Annotated in this window: 16 protein-coding genes; all 16 read right to left on the bottom strand. The window is 44.1% G+C overall.

Annotated elements, in window-relative coordinates; genetic code table 11:
- Positions 1-13 precede the first annotated feature (13 nt).
- The 16 genes from serS to frr all read right to left on the bottom strand — a co-directional run bounded on the left by serS (position 14) and on the right by frr (position 14643).
- Positions 14-1255 (bottom strand): serine--tRNA ligase, encoded by a 1242-nt coding sequence (serS, locus tag LRM45_RS00755; RefSeq protein ID WP_243826352.1) that lies wholly within the window; start codon positions 1253-1255, stop codon positions 14-16.
- A gap of 34 nt (positions 1256-1289) precedes the next feature.
- A complete protein-coding gene (locus LRM45_RS00760) occupies positions 1290-2129 on the bottom strand; it encodes an undecaprenyl-diphosphate phosphatase (protein WP_243826353.1) in 840 nt (279 codons plus the stop codon).
- 65 nt (positions 2130-2194) lie between these two features.
- Complete coding sequence (locus LRM45_RS00765; RefSeq protein WP_243826354.1) at positions 2195-3472, bottom strand: PspC domain-containing protein; 1278 nt, start codon at positions 3470-3472, stop codon at positions 2195-2197.
- Positions 3473-3817 (bottom strand): PadR family transcriptional regulator, encoded by a 345-nt coding sequence (locus LRM45_RS00770; RefSeq protein WP_243826355.1) that lies wholly within the window; start codon positions 3815-3817, stop codon positions 3473-3475. It abuts the gene before it with no gap.
- Positions 3807-4511: an ABC transporter ATP-binding protein gene (locus tag LRM45_RS00775; protein WP_445083022.1), complete on the bottom strand. Its 705-nt coding sequence runs from the start codon at positions 4509-4511 to the stop codon at positions 3807-3809. Before LRM45_RS00775 ends, LRM45_RS00770 begins: the two co-directional genes overlap by 11 nt.
- A gap of 4 nt (positions 4512-4515) precedes the next feature.
- Positions 4516-5805 carry an ABC transporter permease gene (locus LRM45_RS00780; protein WP_243826357.1) on the bottom strand — a complete coding sequence of 430 codons (1290 nt, stop codon included), beginning with the start codon at positions 5803-5805 and terminating at the stop codon, positions 4516-4518.
- Between the two features lie 119 nt (positions 5806-5924).
- Complete coding sequence (locus LRM45_RS00785) at positions 5925-6575, bottom strand: hypothetical protein (protein WP_243826358.1); 651 nt, start codon at positions 6573-6575, stop codon at positions 5925-5927.
- Between the two features lie 23 nt (positions 6576-6598).
- Positions 6599-7552: a CNNM domain-containing protein gene (locus tag LRM45_RS00790; RefSeq protein WP_243826359.1), complete on the bottom strand. Its 954-nt coding sequence runs from the start codon at positions 7550-7552 to the stop codon at positions 6599-6601.
- A gap of 89 nt (positions 7553-7641) precedes the next feature.
- Complete coding sequence (locus tag LRM45_RS00795) at positions 7642-9144, bottom strand: lysine--tRNA ligase (protein ID WP_243826360.1); 1503 nt, start codon at positions 9142-9144, stop codon at positions 7642-7644.
- 46 nt (positions 9145-9190) lie between these two features.
- On the bottom strand, positions 9191-9646 hold the full coding sequence (gene greA / locus LRM45_RS00800; RefSeq protein WP_243826361.1) for a transcription elongation factor GreA: 456 nt from the start codon (positions 9644-9646) through the stop codon (positions 9191-9193).
- A gap of 132 nt (positions 9647-9778) precedes the next feature.
- Positions 9779-11020 carry an aminoacyl--tRNA ligase-related protein gene (locus tag LRM45_RS00805; protein WP_243826362.1) on the bottom strand — a complete coding sequence of 414 codons (1242 nt, stop codon included), beginning with the start codon at positions 11018-11020 and terminating at the stop codon, positions 9779-9781.
- Positions 11021-11037: 17 nt separating this feature from the next.
- On the bottom strand, positions 11038-11844 hold the full coding sequence (locus tag LRM45_RS00810; protein ID WP_243826363.1) for a CPBP family intramembrane glutamic endopeptidase: 807 nt from the start codon (positions 11842-11844) through the stop codon (positions 11038-11040).
- Entirely contained in the window at positions 11825-12985 is a 1161-nt protein-coding gene (locus LRM45_RS00815; protein WP_243826364.1) for a M50 family metallopeptidase, read from the bottom strand. The genes LRM45_RS00810 and LRM45_RS00815 overlap by 20 nt, the downstream gene beginning before the upstream one ends.
- Positions 12982-13677: a polyprenyl diphosphate synthase gene (gene uppS, locus LRM45_RS00820; protein ID WP_243826365.1), complete on the bottom strand. Its 696-nt coding sequence runs from the start codon at positions 13675-13677 to the stop codon at positions 12982-12984. Before uppS ends, LRM45_RS00815 begins: the two co-directional genes overlap by 4 nt.
- Entirely contained in the window at positions 13670-14089 is a 420-nt protein-coding gene (locus LRM45_RS00825) for a hypothetical protein (RefSeq protein ID WP_243826366.1), read from the bottom strand. The genes uppS and LRM45_RS00825 overlap by 8 nt, the downstream gene beginning before the upstream one ends.
- Positions 14089-14643 (bottom strand): ribosome recycling factor, encoded by a 555-nt coding sequence (gene frr, locus LRM45_RS00830; RefSeq protein ID WP_243826367.1) that lies wholly within the window; start codon positions 14641-14643, stop codon positions 14089-14091. The genes LRM45_RS00825 and frr overlap by 1 nt, the downstream gene beginning before the upstream one ends.
- Between the last annotated feature and the right edge of the window lie 84 nt (positions 14644-14727).

Consider the following 14727-nt stretch of genomic DNA (forward strand, 5'->3'; position numbering starts at 1 on the left):
TAATACGCTCTTATTATATCACGTCACGACCATTCATATATGGACGAAGCACTTCAGGGACAGTCAAAGTTCCATCTGGATTCTGGAAATTCTCCAAAATCACCACCAATGAGCGAGCCAGCGACACCGCAGTTCCATTCAATGTGTGAACAGATTCAATCGTGCCATTTTCTCGGCGAACTCGAATGTCCAAACCACGAGCTTGATAATCAGTACAGTTCGAACAACTCGTCAGTTCGCGGTAAGTTTGATCAACTGGCGACCAATATTCAATGTCGTACTTCTTTGCAGCCGGTGCACCCAAATCGCCCGCCGCAATATTAACCACGTGATAAGAAATCCCAATTTGTTGCCAAAGCGCCTCTTCAACGCTAAGAATTTTCTCATGAATTTCTTTAGATTGCTCAGGCAGACAAAACGCGTACATTTCCAGTTTATTAAATTGGTGAACTCGGAACAGACCACGCGTGTGCTTTCCGTATGTTCCCGCCTCTTTTCGATAGCAAGGACTATATCCAGCGTATAGCAATGGCAAATCTTTTTCGTCCAAAATTTCGTCCGCGTGATAGCCGGTTAATGGCATTTCCGCCGTACCAATTAGCGTCAAATCTTCGCCGTCAACTACATATTCGTTACTGCCCTCGCCCTTTGGAGTAAAACCTGCGCCCTCAGCTGTTCGTAAATTAACCATATGCGGCACGGTCATAAATGTGAAGCCTTGCTTTGTTACGTAATCCAAGGCAAATTGAGTTACAGCATTTTCCAGCAAAGCCAAATCGCCCTTCAAATAATAAAACTTCGCACCAGCCACCTTAGCGCCGCGCTCAAAGTCCACCCAGCCGCGACCTACAGCGTAATCCAAGTGATCCTTTGCACCAGTTTTACAATCGCCATAAACTTTTACCTCAACAGAATCTTCTTCGCCACCCAGAGGCACGTCGTCAAAAGTGATGTTCGGGACGTTTTTAAGAACTGCCGCAACTTTTTCCTCGGCCGATTTCAAATAACTCTCACGCTCTGCCAGCTCAACTTTCAATTGCTTGCCCTGATCAATCAGCTCTTGGTCTGGTCGGCCGCCTTTCATTTTCGCTGAAATTGCGTTACGCTGCTCGCGTAGCGCTTCAACCTGCTTCTGCAAATCGCGACGCTCATCGTCTAATTGCAACAATGCCGCAATATCAACTTTATAGCCTTTATCGTTTGCCGACTTTTGCACCAAATCGACATTTTCTCGGATGAACTTAATGTCTAACATATCTTCATTATATAACAATTCTGAATAAAATCTTTTAAACGTGAGAAATCATTCCCATACTAAGCATAACCAATAACACCAAACCTAATGCGAATCGATAAATTATGAATGGTCGGAAATTATTACTCTGAATAAACTTCAATAGCCACGACACGGCCAAATAACCGACGCCGAATGAAACCACCGTGGCAACTATAGTTGGAGTCCAGCCAACGCCGCCAGAAATGTGTTTATATTTGGTAGCGACTTCCAATAGTCCTGCTGCGACTAGTGCTGGAATACCCAAGAAGAAACTTAATTTCGTAACCGACACGCGGTCAAATCCACGAAACAGACCGACTGAAATCGTCGCACCGGAACGGCTAACTCCCGGAATGAGCGACAAGCATTGCCCCGCGCCAATTGCCAGAGTGTCTTTCCAGCTTGTCTCAGTTTCGCCACGCTTGTTATTTACCGCACGATTGTCAGCCAGCCACATAACAACGCTCCAGCCAATCAGCCCAAACGCCACAAACCACAAACTGCGCAGAACCGTTTCAACTTCATGTTTAAATAATAATCCGACAATCGCAATAGGAATTGAGCCGATAATAATTGCCCAACCATATTTATAATCAAACTTTCGACGCGCCCGCTTCCACCATAAACCACGCCACCAAGCCTGCAGGATTCGCCAGATATCGCTCCAGAAATAAATCACCGCCGCCAGAATTGCTCCGATCTGGATTATCGCTGTAAAAGCCACGACACTCGGATCGTCAATTCGCATTCCCAACAATTTCTCAGCAATCGTCAAATGTCCAGTCGAAGAAATCGGTAAGAACTCCGTAATTCCCTCAATTACGCCGAGAATGATCGCTTGCCACCAAGCCACGCTTAAAAATTACCTTTCATTCTTCAAGTGTAGCATTAGCGGTAAAATCATTCAAATGTGTGAGCCTAAGGTTCGGGGTTTTCCACTTCAATCGAGTTGTGATAGAACAAACCACTAACATTCACGCCCGCAGGAGCATAAATTTTCAAGCCAGTTATCGGCTTATAAAAATTCAAGCAACCGTCAAAGAATATCGCGTTACAATTTTTAGAAACGGACAGCACGATTTTATCGCCATCGCGATGCACGTTAATTTCTGGCTTATTCGCCTTTGGTAAATCCACAAACTCCGCTTCCACCTTAAATTTGTCAGAACTTATTCGCGAAACATTCCCCACTGGCATATTGATAAAAATTGAATTAGCGTTTGTCGTATCTGGAATATCGATATTCACTTTCTTCGTGAGCTGCTGCGATTCACGTGCATATTCCAAGCCAGCGTGCGCGCTAAATATTGCGGCGCTTGCCAAGCTCATGAAAACAACGGATGCCGCCACGATCATTGTGATTACAGACATTCGATTGATCTTCCAAGCGAATATACTACGCGTTACAATTGCGCCAAATACAACCGTCGCAATTCCGCCAATTGCCAAGGAAATCCATACTCCCCACGCCCACATTTGCATTCCCAAACCGCCGAGCATATTAACCACGGAAACACCAAGCGCCCCGCCAACAATCAGCCCAAACAGTATCGCTAGCGTCGTAAACAACACTACGGCACCAACAAAATATTGGAAAAATTTCGCAATTGGAGTTTTTCTGGCAGACACAGTTGAATTTCCATCAGCGGAAGCCTCCTTAAGTGCAGCCAAAGTTACTGGCTTCCCGCGCATTCGTAATTTGTCCGACGCGGTTTTTGCTGGCGGCATTGACACCCACATCGCGAGGTAAACCAGCACCATCGTACCGAATGTCACGAACGGCAAGACAATTGCAATCAGTCGCACCCACAACGGATTGATATTAAAGTACGCCGCTATTCCCGCACACACGCCGCCAATGACAGCCCCGTCCGTGTCGCGCATCAATTGCTTTTCTGGCTTCTCATTGTCATCCGTCAATTCATCAGTTGAGTCCTCACTATCATCCGAAAAATCGCGCGGCTCGCCCATTTGATTTTTAATCGCCAAAACGTCATCATCGCTAATAATACCTTCTTTCATCACGCCACGCTCGGCTAGAATTTCAACCATTCGCGCCTCAATTTCCTTCATCGCTTCCGCGTCGGCGTGCATATTTTTCTGAATCGAATTAAGATATTTTTCTAGCGATTTCTTAGCGTCAATTTCCACACTAAACGCCGTTTTTGCCAGATGAATCCTAGTTATTTCCTTCATTTATTTTATTCCTTTCTCTAAGTTATCAAGCGAATTATTTAACATATTTATGCGATCTTTAAGTTCGTGAATCAATTGATCGCCGTGATCTGTCAATGAATAATATTTTCGCGGCGGGCCTTGCTCGCTTTCCTGCCATTCGTGCTGCAAATATCCATCTTTCTGCAGCCTATTCAGCAGCGGATAAATCGTACCTTCGACCACTGTTAAATCCGAATTGTTCAATTGCTTAACGATATCGCCAGCGTACTGCGCTTTATCAGAACAAACTAGTAAAACGCAGTAGACCAAAAATCCTTTTCGCAACTGAACTGCCAAGCTTTCCGCATAGCTATCAACGTCCACTTTTACCTTCTTTCGGTATATTAGAACCCTTAATTTTGCCGTCTTTGATCAGGATTTGATAATCACATTTCTTAGCCAAATCAACGTCGTGCGTCACGATAATCAGCGTTGCGCCTTCTTGCTTGTTGTAATTGAACAGCAATTCTTCCACCTTCGCGCCAGTTTCGCTATCCAAATTTCCTGTAGGTTCGTCCGCAAAAATAATCTGAGGACTACCGACAATTGCCCGCGCAATCGCCAAACGTTGCTTCTGACCGCCCGACAAATCCTTCGCGCGATTCTTGCGCTTCTCATACAAGTCCACCGCCTTCAACGCCTCATTGATTTTACTTTCCCTCAAGCCCTTTGGCATTTTCACGATTTCCAGCGGCAAACTCACATTATCTGCCACGCTTTCATTGCCCTGAACAAAGAAACTCTGAAAAATAAAACCTATTTTTCTCGCGCGGAACTCGTCAACTTGCTTTTGTTTCAATTTCAGAATGTCCTGACCGTCAATAATCACCTCACCTTGCTGCGGTCGATCCAGGCCAGAAATTGCGTGCATCAGCGTCGATTTTCCTGAACCAGATTTTCCCAAAATCGCCACACTCACGCCCGTCGGAATTCGCAAACTCACATCATTTAGCGCCACAAATTGGTTCTTCTTTTTGCCGTAAATTTTCGTCACATTTTTAAGCTCAATCATAACAATTCTCCTATTCCGTCCTTAACGCTTCAATTGGATCTAATTTTGTTGCCTTGCGGCTCGGCAGCCATCCAGAAAGCACCGCCATAATCATCAGCCCGATTATCAACAGTGCCATTTGCAAAGGATTAATGACTAACAAATTTGTGCCTTGCTCCAACTTCAAAAAACTAGCAATCATAGGGTTAAGTAGAGACATCAAACTTGCTAATCCAACACCAATTAAGCCGCCAAGAAGTCCAACCCACGCCGCTTCATATCTAAACATTTTACCGATATCACAACCTCGCATTCCCAAAGCTTTCATTAGCCCAATCTGGCTAGTTCGCTCCAAGACCGAGATGTACATCGTATTAACAATTCCAAACACGCTCGCAAGCAGCGCCAAACCGCCAAACCCGATCAGCGCCATTTGAGCCACATTCACAAAAGTTAAAATAACTTTTTGCGTGTCCTGAATCGAATACGACTCATAATCCTTGCCAAGCCCATTCTTCACTGCCTCAACATTTTTCTCATCATCAACTGACGCAATTACGTAAGAATATTCATTAGGCAAATCTTTAGGGTGACTAAAGTCGTAAATATCCTTAGCGTCGTCCACAGAAACGCGCACAGTCGGCTGGTAAAACAGGATCGTATCCGAAGGTTTATCGACTGCTGCGACTTTCAGAGATATTTCCTTGTCAGCACCCTTGCTTGATGAAGTTCCTTTTTGCAATCCTAGTGTAATCGTTTGCCCAATTGCTGATTTTGCATCACTGAATCCCATTTTTTTCACGTAAGATTCTGAAATAACAACTTCACCCTTTTTCGGCATAAAATCATCCAAACTACCAGCCGCAAGTTCCATTCGGGTTTTATCAAACTTCACAGTTACGCTAGGCACGAATTTTTTGTCACTTGCCGAACTTTTGACATATAAAACTCCTGACATGGAATAAGCTGGCGTCACTTTTTTCACGTGCGGGATTTTCTGTATTTTTTTCACGTCGTTATCAGTCATCGAATATTTCTCTATCGCCTTAGATTGACTATTTTCCGTATCTTCCGAGTCGCTATATTCCGGAAGATTGCTATCAGGCCCCGACGAGGTCACTTTTTTATAGACCGAAACAGATTTTTTATCGCCAGCCGCGTCGACCATACTGTTCGTATACAGCCGACCGCCTTCTCCAGCCATCAGCGCCAGACCAATCGTAAACGCTCCAACTGAAATTGCCAGCGCGGTTAAAATCGTGCGACCTTTTGATTGCCCCAAATTTCGACCGGCGCGTTTAATAATGTCAATTCTTCTCACATTAAGCTCCTTGTTGATTTATTATACATAGTACTATGTTATACAAGGTACCTTAAATAGTCAAGGTATTTTTGAAAATAATATTCAAAAAATCGAGGGCTCTGTCAGCTTAGGGATCGCTATTTTCGCCTAGCTTTAACTATCTTCGCCAAGCCATTAAGCGCGCGCTTATAAAAAGAGTCAGCATTCACACGCTCCCGCGACTCGCCGTCGCTCACACTGCTCTGAATCTCGCGACTGCCCGCAACAACCTCGTTCTTCTCTATCGACTCATTATCCACCAAACCAGCCATATATCTAGCGGCATCAAAAAACGTCGGATCTCCCCAAATCTTGACTGCTCCATCATCTCCGTAATCAACTACTGCAGAAATAATCTGCTCGTCGTCCTTATTGTAGATTTCATCATCAATTCCATCGTAATCATCAATCTCTTCGTCGCCATATTCAGCGTCAAAGCGTCCGCTATAAAATCGACAATCGGCGACAATACCACGGCACAAATCCCCTTGGTCATTTCTCTGCCATACGCTCATCAATATCACCAAATCAGGAGTAGACAGATCAGCCTCCTCAAGCAGCTTAACAGACTGTCCTTTACTGATAATTAGACGACCACTTCCCTCTGCCCTAGACTCATCAATATATATCACATCCTGCGGCGATACGTCCGAATAGGTGTCGAGTGTATATAGCACTTCAGGAGACATTGTCTCGGCTGTAACTTGTCGTAATCTATCAGGCACTCCATTATTATATTCTTCAAACATTTTATGACCTCCTCAATTTAATCTTATTCCTCATCATACTCATCTTCAATCTCTTGATCCAGAATCTCTTCAATCACGTCTTCTAGCGTAATAATTCCCAGTTCCGTTTCATCGTCCATCACCACAAACAAATGATTGTGCGTTTGAATGAATCGACTTAAGACCGTATCCAGGCGCGACCTCTTGTCAATATCATAAATTTTATCGCGGTACAATTGGCTAATTGGCAACGGCAAATCTCGTCCAACGACATCCTTCACGTATAAAACTCCGACCAATTCCCCGCCAGATTGAACCGGAATTCGCGAATGTCCAGCGTGTTTTATTTGCGCCAAAAGCGTAGCATCTAACTCATCATCCAAATCCACGACAAAAACCTCGCTCATCGGCGTAACCAAATCGCCAGCCGTCTTTTTACTAAACTGCAACGCACCCGCCGCAATTCGACTTTCGTCATAATCAACAGGACTGTCAGACCTGACGGCGTGCTCGTGAATAATCTCCTCCAGCTCCTGATGAGAATATAATTGCGGCGTTTCCTTACCCAGCCAGCGATTCAACAATTTCGACATCGGCTGAGCAAGTGGCCAAAATAGCACATAAATTACATCAAGTAACCAAAAGAAATATCGCACAAATCGATATCCACGCTGCGAGAAAATCGCCTGTGGCAAAATCTCGCCAAACATCGTGATGAGAAGCGTCGCAATTAAACCGCCAACCACGCCATTCGTCATATTGCCAAGCAAAATTGACATCGCAGTATTCACGCCGACATTGCCAAGCAAAATACAGAAAATCAAATAATAGCCGTCTTTTCGATATCGATATACCCGCGCCGCAATTTTGTCGCCCTGCCTGGCCTTTCGCTTCAGATCATCAGGTCGCGCCATCATTAAGCCGATATTCAGCCCGGAAAATAGCCCAGAAAGCGCCAACAAAACAGCAGCCGCCAGCCATAATAAAATATCAGACATAATTATAACCTCTACTCTGAATCGTAGCTAAAAACATCCTACCAGAAAATAACTCCAATAAAAAATCCATATCTTTAATTATAGCAAAATTACAAGTTGACTTGCGGATAAATCGCCCGAGTTGTTTCGTCAATTTCGCTCTTAAGCTGCGGGAACGGCACACCTTCACGCGCTGTAACGCCCTCGAAAATCCAGAATACTCGCTCAGAATATCCCCAACCACAAGCCGGCGGCATTCCATATTCCAACATCTCAACGTAATCAATATCAAGCATCATCGCCTCTTCATCACCAGCGTCACGCATTTGCTGCTGCTCAAGGAAACGATTTAGCTGGTCAATCGGATCATTAAGCTCAGAGAATCCATTGCCCAATTCAGAACCAGCGATCACTGGCTGAAAACGTTCCACCGTCTCTGGATTTTCTGGATTAGTCTTTGATAGCGGGCTAATAAACTTCGGCGTGTTCACCAACCAAACTGGACCAGCAACATCTTTGCGAATATTCTTCCATAATTTATCAATACTGCGTGGGATAGAGTCAGTTTTTTCAACTTCCAAATTATGCTCTTTCAGCTTAGCGGCAACTTCTTCAATCGTCGTGTTGTAAACATCGATTCCGTAATGCTTGCGAATAACTTCAGCGTAGTCCCAAACTTCCCACTCGCCACTCATATCGACGTTGAATTTGCCCAATTGGAATTGCAGAGTACCAAAAGTCTTCTGAAGCACATCTTTATACATCGACTCCATGAAACGCATTCCCTGTTTCCAGTCCCAGTAAGCCGCATACCACTCCATGGCAATATGTTCTGGCAGATGCTCGTCCGAGTAATTTTCATTGCGAAAACGCGGACCGAGGTCATAAACTTTCTCAAATCCAGCACCAATCAATCGCTTCAATGGTAATTCGTGGCTAATTCGCAAATAAAACTGCTGATCGCCCAGCGCATCCATGTGCGTCACAAATGGGTTCGCGTCCGCACCGCCAGTGGTGTGCTCCAAAACAGGAACATTAATCTCGATGAACCCGTGACTATTCAAATAGTCTCGCGTTGCCTGCCAAAACTTACTTCGACGAACGAATCGCTCGCGAACTTCAGGATTGACATTCATATCAACATAACGTCGGCGCAAGCGCTCTTCCTTATTCTCTAATTTTTCCGGCATTGGCCTCAACGATTTAGTTAACAATCTAAGTTCGCGTACACCAACGGATTTTTCGCCCGTTTGTGTCGTGGTCATCACGCCCTTCGCCTCAATAAAATCGCCCGTATCCAACAATTTAAGCCGCTTCATTCCAAGCACACCGCGCGCAGCATCTAATTCCGCCACGTCATCACGCTGCAAGTAAAGTTGCACATCACCAGATTGATCACGTAATTTAATAAATGCCAATTTACCAAAACTGCGAATAGATGCCACACGACCCGCAACAACAACTTCCTTACCAGCTAGCTCATCGTACTTAGACAAAACCTCAGCACAAGTGTGAGTTCGTTCTGATTTTGCTGGATATGGTTCAACGCCTAATTGACGTAATGTTTCCAGTTTTCGTAGTCGTTCGTTTCGATAATCTTGTAATGTGGCCATAACAGAGATAATTATAGCACATTATACGCGGTAAATCCCGCCAGACTTAAGATATCGACTTAATAATGTAGGTAATTTCGGCTTTTGGAGTTTTAATTGTAACTTCATCGCCGATTTTCTTACCAATCAATTCTTTACCAATTGGCGACTGATCTGAGATTCGTCCAGCCAACGGATCGGCTTCAACTGGTCCAACCACTGTGTAAGATACGGTTCTTTCTGGGCATTGTAATTCAACTGTGCTACCCAAACCAACACTTGAGCCGCCGCTGGATTTAATAATTTCGGCGTTCTGCAGAATATCTTCAATTTCCAAAATTCGCGTTTCCACCAAGCCCTGCTCTTCGCGTGCAGCGTCATATTCTGCGTTTTCGCTCAAGTCGCCAAAGTCTCGCGCTGCCGCAATTTTTTCAGCAATTTCGCCACGTCGACCTTTTAATTCCGCCAATTCTTTTTCTAAATCAGCTTTACCAGATTCTGTAATTTGATAAGTTTTTTTCATAAAAATCTCCTCCTCTACTGTATGTAGTGGTATTAGTCTTACGATCTACACTAAATATAGTGTTTTTAATTAGTCTTGATTAAGTCTATCTGAGTATATCAATCACTATTTGTTATGTCAATATAATCAGCCCTACCGACTCAAGCAAAAATCCACCAATTGCTGATAATCCATTTTTCGCGTTTCGCCAGTTGCTCGTTCCGTCAATTCAAACAAGCCATCACCGTCAATCGCTCGATCGCCAATCGTTATCCGCCACGGCAAACCCATCAGCTCAGCATCAGCAAATTTCACGCCTGGACGCTCGTCGCGATCATCAAGTAGCGCATCGACGCCGTTATTAGTCAGCTCGTCATAAAACTTGCCCGCTAGTTCCTGCCCTTTTTCACCAATTGCCACAATATGAACCTTAAACGGCGCAACATTTTCTGGCCAAACCAAACCTTTATCGTCAGCGAACTTCTCAACAATCACGCCCATAACTCGCGTAATTCCAATGCCATAACTTCCCATATAAGCGTATTGTTCTTTACCTTCGGCGTCAGTAAATACCAACTTCATTTCTTCGGATTTCTGTGTGCCGAAATTAAAGATATTGCCAACTTCGGCAGTCTTCACCTTTTCCAACTCACTACGATCAACGCCGAGCTCCTCAATTGCCTCGTCCAAAACTTCCTCATTAACAGCGATATTTTTACCACGATGCAAATAAATATAATCCTCACCAGCATCGCAAATCGTCTGAAACTCATGGCTAAACTTCGTAAAAGCGCCGCCAGAAGCAAACGTCACATATGTTTCATCACCAATCCCAAATCGGCCATAACAACGCTTATACGCCTCAATGACTGAATTGTAATAACTGTCCAAACTCTCCTTACTGTCGTGAATCGAATACATATCCTTCATCATAAATTCACGACCACGCATAATTCCACTCTTAGCGCGCAGCTCGTTTCGCAGCTTATTCTGGAATTGATAAACGCTAATTGGCAAATCTTTGTAGCTCTTTAAGTAATTGCGAAGAAGATCGACAATCGGTTCCTCATGTGTCCAACCAAAACCAATGTCCGTGCCGTCTTGCAGTTTAGACTTAAACCAAACATCGACCAATTCATCACTCCAGCGACCAGTTTCTTGCCACAATTCCTTTCGCTGCAAAGTACTCATCACCAATTCCTGGCTATTAACCTTGTCCATTTCCTCACGAACAATTTGCTTAATATTCTCAAGAACTCTCAAACCCAACGGCAAAAACGAATACACGCCCGCCATCGTTTTATGTACGTAGCCAGCACGAATCAAAAGCTGAGCGTTTCGCGCAACCTCGCCAGCTGGCGCCTGCTTCAAAGTTTTAGTAAAAAGTTGTGTCATTCGCATATTTTTCTCCTTTACATAAATATAAATGGCAATAACGATTCTGTCTGATTAATTGCGCCCGTATTGATAAACAAGAAATAAAAAGCTATTCCGTTTTTCATCATATGCATCATAATCGGCACCCAAATTGCGCCAGTATATTCCCTAGTTGCGCACATAACCAGGCTTAAAGTAAATGTATCAACTGCCACCGCCCATTGCAATGGCGAGTTCGGACCAACCCAAAGATGTGCCGCGCCAAACGCTATGCTTGTTACGATAATTGATAGCCAAATCGAGAAAGAATTGCGCAACTTGCCATAAAGATATCCGCGATACAAAAGTTCCTCAACAATCGGCGCCAGCACCACCAGCACAACAAACGCCATGATAAATTGCCAATGAGTCGCCAGCATACTCTGACTGAACGGTATGACCTGCTTTTGCTGCATATCCACCGAAAAAACACCACTGGCGATGCTCATCGCGACCATTGTTAGTAAAAAGTAAGCTACGAAAGCAAACGGAGAAATGAATATTTCCAAAAACGTCGGCCAGTCATTCACGCCCAAATTGCTCAAAGTTGTTCGGCGCTTTTTAACCAAAAACGGCACGCCAATCACGACAATTAGCGACAAAATATATACGACAACCGAAAGCACCGTATTAAAAATAACTTGATTCACAGAACCGAGAGGTACACCGATTTTCGTCAAAACACCGACCGCCAATGAAACAACAACTTCCACCGTCAAAAATACGCCATAAACCCAAGCTGGGAGCGCCAAAATCAGCCACCATTTGCGGTTTTTTAATTTCTTAGAAGAGTTTTCCAACATCACTGATCGTCACCAAAATTGTTAAGATTAATAGAATCAACATACCAGTTGCCTGAATATTTTCTTCACGTTCTTTCGTCAGATCTTTCTTAAATAAGCGGAAAATTGTCATCGTGAACCAGCGACCGCCGTCAAGTGCTGGAATTGGTAAAATGTTCATCACTGCCAGCGTCAGCGAGATTAACGCCGCCACGAAAATGATGTACTCAATTCCAGAACTAACAACTGACGGGAATAATACGCCCAATATGCCAATTGGTCCTGCTACGCTCCCGCTGACAGAGGCCAAATCAGCTCGTGCAGATTCTTTTGATTCTGCAGAACCGAATATTTGTCCGACTGATCCGTGCACGGTTTTTACCAATAGCACACCAACGCCTTTGACCGTTTCGTATGACAATTGCCCAGTAGTCGCCACACCCACAATAGGCGCCGACCATGTACTATACATTTTCTCCGTCTGTCCCGAAATAACACCCAGATATCCGCTTTCCTTCGCGGACTTTTCATCATTCAACTGGACGTCTATAGATGATTCTTTGCCGTCACGCTTGTACTTGACGTTGATTTTTTTGCCAGCATTCTCCTTCGTTACAATTGGCAACTTTCCCGCCTCTGTAAGCGGTTGACCGTTTATCTCAATCAGTTCGTCATTAACCTTAAGTCCAATTTTATCCGCTGGAGAATTCGGTGTGATTTTCGCTATCGCTACTGGCGAACGCCTAACCTCTGTATCAAACGGCAATTGAACTTGGTTCGACAGGATTTTCGGCATGCCAATTATCGCAAGAATTGTGAACAAAACAATCGCAGTTATCCAGTTCATCACGACGCCAGCCAGCAAGATTTTCGTCTTCACCCAAAACGTCGATCCACCATATGTGCCCTCGCCTTTTGCGGAATCGTATTCACCTTTCAACCTAACAAATCCACCAAGCGGCAACCAATTCAGACTAAACGTTACGTTTTCACCCAAGAAACTTCGCTTTACTTTCCATTTTTTTGCAGCGGGCGGAAATCCGATTCCGAACTCCTCAACCTTAACGCCGTTTCTCTTGGCGACAATAGCATGACCTAATTCATGCAAAACCACCAATAAAATGAGAACAAATAGCCCTAAAAGTACTCCCCAAATAATCATTTTCCAAACCGCCTATTCCGATTAGCATATTCCTCTAAAATCACCGACACGTCATCAACTGTCATGTCTGGCCAATTCTTCTCAATAAACATCAACTCACTGTACGCAGATCGCCACAACATAAAGTTACTGAGCCGCTGTTCACTAGAAGTCCTAACAATCAAATCACACGGCGGCACCTCTGGCGCATATATATTTTGAGCAATCAACTCGGGCGTAATTTCCTCAGAAGAAACTCCAGATTGAACAATTTTTTTAACCGCATCAGCAATCTCCAAATGTCCACCATAGTTCAAGCATAAGACCAATTCTCCGTTTTTCAGATCGGCAGTTTTCTCCTCAGCCTCGTCAATCGCTTTAATCAATTGATCCGACAAACCTTCCCTGGACCCAACAACCCTCAAGCGAACCTCGTTTTCAATAAATATCGGAAGATCAGCTTTCAGTATGTTCAATAGCAATTTCATCAAATGTCGAACTTCTTCCTCTGACCGCTTCCAGTTTTCCGTACTAAAAACGTAAGCGCTCGCATATTTCACACCTCGATGAAGAACCTCCAACGCCACGTCTTTTAGCGCGTTATAGCCCGCCAGATGTCCTTCGTATGTCGGCAAGCCATGCTGCTTTGCCCATCGCCGATTTCCATCAACAATAAACCCGATATGTCGCGGCAAATTAGCATCTTCACTCATTATTCGCCCTCCATTCATCAATTAACTCAACATCTCGTACGTCTTTTTCACGTCCACGCCAACTCTTCCATTTGCGCAGAAATTCCAAATCAACGAACCTCACGCCATCATATTTCACCGCATAATCAAGCAAATCATCATAGCTAACAGCTTGCCCATCAAAAACCCAGCCGTCCCAAACTTCAGCCGAACCGTCATCTTTTACAAAATAAAAACGCTGATTGTCATCAAACTTTTTAAGCCAATCGCCACTTTCCTCAGAGAGCTTTTTCATCAAATCAGAACTTGCCGCAAGATCAATATCACTAGCTGGACGAATCCCCAATTGATCCAAAATTCCGCTACCAATAACAATAATTTGATCCAACGGCAAATTCAACGCTTTCACTTTATCGGCAAAAGTTTCGCTCATTAAACGGTTAAGACGTCCTTTTCTTTCGCCTTAAACGCCTCGTCAATTTGCGTTTGCATCTTACTCATTAAGCCGTCAATCTCTTTCTCTACACGCTTCAAATCGTCTTCGCTCAGCTCTTTATTGTCCTTCATTCGCTTAGCGTCCTTAAGAGCGTCTTGGCGAATATTACGCATCGCAATTCGAGCCTCCTCAACCTTCTCGCTAACCTGTTTCACCAGTTGATGGCGACGCTCTTCGGTCAAAGCTGGAACTGGAACGCGAACCACTCGCCCATCGTCAGACGGATTAAAACCTAGACTTTGATTGTCGCGAATTGCAGAAGAAATTGTTGCAATATTACTCGGGTCAAATGGCGTAACTAATAGCATCTGCGCCTCAGGTGCAGTAACGTTTGCAACCTGATTAAGCGGCATTTTTGAACCATAAGCCTCAACCATAACACCGTCAAGCATTCCAGCATGCGCTCTGCCCGTTCGCACCTTCTTCAATTCATCTTGAAAAAAGCTAAACGCTGCATTCATTTTTTCTTCATAAGGGTTTGTGTCGAACATATTTCCTCCAATTTATCTATCCGTTATTATATCAAACTTCAAGCGTCTTGTCTGCTAATTTCGCCTTACGCCCCGTGCTATAAT

It is taken from the genome of Candidatus Nanosynbacter sp. TM7-057 (assembly GCF_022828295.1).
Taxonomy (GTDB): domain Bacteria; phylum Patescibacteriota; class Saccharimonadia; order Saccharimonadales; family Saccharimonadaceae; genus Nanosynbacter.